The organism is Candidatus Parvarchaeota archaeon, assembly GCA_016866895.1.
Taxonomy (GTDB): Archaea; Micrarchaeota; Micrarchaeia; order Anstonellales; family VGKX01; genus VGKX01.
Genome location: VGKX01000156.1, coordinates 1 through 2,772 on the forward strand (window position 1 = coordinate 1; position 2,772 = coordinate 2,772).

Here is a 2,772-nt window from a genome sequence, read left to right on the forward strand (position 1 = left end):
ATTTTAGTTCCCTGATTTTTGAGTAGCCGTTTTGTGACATGAATTGCGCAAGCTCGGAGTTTATGGAGGCAAACGCGTTTTCCCGATAGGATAATGCCGTTCCAACGCCAACGGCGCTTGCACCGCACATGAGCATTTCCGCGGCATCAAGTCCGCTAAACACACCCCCCACCCCAATGACAGGTATTTGAACTGCCCTGCTAATTTCATAAACCGCCTTTAGGGCAACAGGCTTGATTGCCTTTCCTGAAATTCCCCCAAACTTGTTTGAGAGGATTGGCCTTCTTGCATGCGCATCCACAAGCATGCCCGAAACGGTGTTGATTGCGATTATTCCATCAGCCCCGGCATCCTCAACAGACTTTGCTATCTGAACAATGCTAGTCACATTCGGTGAAAGTTTTACAAGGACAGGGGCCTTGCCTGCAGCCTCCTTGACCATGCCAGTCACTTTTGAGGCAGATGCAGCGGAGCATGCAAACATCTCGCCCTCCTTGTGAACATTTGGGCAGGAAATGTTTGCCTCAATTGCATCTGGCTTTGCCTCAAGGACGATTTTTGCAACAGAGGCAAAATCCTCCATTGTGTTGCCAAAAATGCTTGCAATTATAGGAACGCCTGCCTTGGCCTTTGCCAGCTTCAACTCCTCGACTTCAAGGCGTGCGCCCGGGTTTGAAAGCCCTACTGCATTGAGCGCATATTCGTCAGCAAGAAGGATTGTGGGGTTTGGATGCCCCTCCCTTGCCTTGAGGCTGCACGACTTTGACGTAACGGCCCCTGCCCCCGCCTTTGCCGCCCTGACAAGCAGGTTGCCTGATGTTCCCCAGATTCCACTTGCAAGAACAGTTGGGTTGGAAAGCTTTAGGCCACAAACCCTGGTCGAAAGGTCCACATCAAAATGTGCACTTGCCGTCTTTGTCGCCACAACAAATCACAAAAATTAGTATGCAAAGCATGGTTTATAATTCTAGCCTGCTTTTCAGAAAAATGCCCCTTCCTGCATGCCGCTTATTTCCCAATCCTGTGCTTAATGTGCCTGTGATAAACGTCCCTGATGGCAAATACCAAGGCTACAGCAAAAAGAATGTCAAGGATTATGGTTACTGCCGGATTGAAGACAAAAACCGGTAGGTTGTAGTCCGAGATTGCAAGGCTGTCTATTATTGCACTTGAATTGAAAATGGAGTGGAGGGTGACTGCAGCCAGAATGCCAGGCCAAAGCCCGAAGTGATAGTGCTTTTGGAACGATGGGTGCGACTTGAGGTAGCCTATAAAGCCGCCAAGGGCTGCGCTGAATATGCCATGGGCGATGGAGTTGAAAAACGAGCGGTAGACGATGAAGGAAACCCAGCCAACAAGGCCAAGCTCAAATGGTGAGCTTCTGGAGGTGAAGTAAAACCAGTTTTCAACAAACGAAAAGCCCAGGCCGACTGCAAAGCCCATGAGTAGGCCGCTTGCAGCCGAATCAAAGGCATGGTGCCTGGAGCCGATGTAAACCCCAAGGCCCTTAAGCAGTTCCTCGACAAGTGGGGAAATGAGGGCGGCAAGTATTACTGTTGCGCTTCCAAGGCTTGCAAAGCCAAATAAGTCGGCAGAGCTTGTGTAGACTGATGTGAGGAAAAATGACAGAACTGCGGAAAATATGCCCCAGCAAAAAAAGGCTAGGAAAAAGCGGAAGGGCTTGTGGGCAACCCAAAAGTCAAGAAAATAGGCGCAAAGCAGGTAAAGCAGCGGGAAGGAGGCAGCGCCGATTCCGGCAAGGCCAAGGATGTAAAACGCATTTGCGTGGCCGTACTGCGAGACTAGGTTTGTGGCAATGACCAAAAGCAGGACAAGCATGAACAAAAGCTCGTCAAGCCAGAAGACCGGGTTGATAAAGACAATTGAAAGTTTTTCCTGGAACTTTAACTTGGAGGCAAAAATAGGGAGCAAAAATGAGTGGATTGTGAATTCCCCCCTGTTTGAGGTTTCCTTTGAGTGCTTTTGCACAAACAGTATCACTGCAATTGTCACGGTGGCAAATATTGCAAGGAAAAGCGGAAGCGCCGTCTGGTATGCCTTTGAAAGATATGACTCGATGCCAATCTTATAGTGCAGCCAGTCTTCCGTGTGCGTAAAGCTGGTTGCCAGGGAAAGTGTCCCGGTGTCATCGGCCGAAACTATGTAATAGGTACTGGACTGGGAAAGCTTTCCTGAGTATTTCACTTCCAAATAATACGAAGCCTCTTTTATCTCGCCTGGCTGGAGCTTTGCCACAAGGCCAAGGGGCACAAGTGTGGAGCCATCAAGCCTGGAGATATAAACTTCCTGGGCCGAGTCTGCCGGGTTTGACAAACGGACATCCAACCTTAGGGACTCCTGCGGGTTTGCAAGCTGCCTTTGCTCGAGCAGCACATCTGCCTCAACCTGCGACTTTGCAAGGCCGCTTGCGCTAAATGGGTCAAGTGCAAATGTCTGAGGAAGAATAAGGAGGGCCAGAAACACCGGCATTATGCAGGCCAAAACTGTGCGGTGCTGGCTTGGGCTTATTGCCAATGGACTGTTTTGCAAGCAAACACACCAAGACAAATGCGATAAAATTTTTTGCAGGCCTAGAAGGGAAGCGGGAGGTAAAGGTTGACATATTTCCACGCCCACACGCCGCCCTTGTACCACCACTCATTGCGCCGCTTAATTACATCAAGCAAATCCTTGAAGGCGTCCTTTTCCGCCAGGGCAAGCTTGCTTTCGGTTATCTTCACATGCTCCTTTCCGTCAACTACTGTCTTCTCC

2 protein-coding genes are annotated in these 2,772 nt (G+C 49.7%); both read right to left on the reverse strand.

What is annotated here, in order from left to right:
* On the reverse strand, positions 1-925 hold a 925-nt coding region (locus FJZ26_05345; GenBank protein MBM3229831.1), incomplete at its 3' end, for a dihydroorotate dehydrogenase.
* An 83-nt stretch (positions 926-1,008) separates the two neighbouring features.
* Positions 1,009-2,550: a PrsW family intramembrane metalloprotease gene (locus FJZ26_05350; protein MBM3229832.1), complete on the reverse strand. Its 1,542-nt coding sequence runs from the start codon at positions 2,548-2,550 to the stop codon at positions 1,009-1,011.
* Between the last annotated feature and the right edge of the window lie 222 nt (positions 2,551-2,772).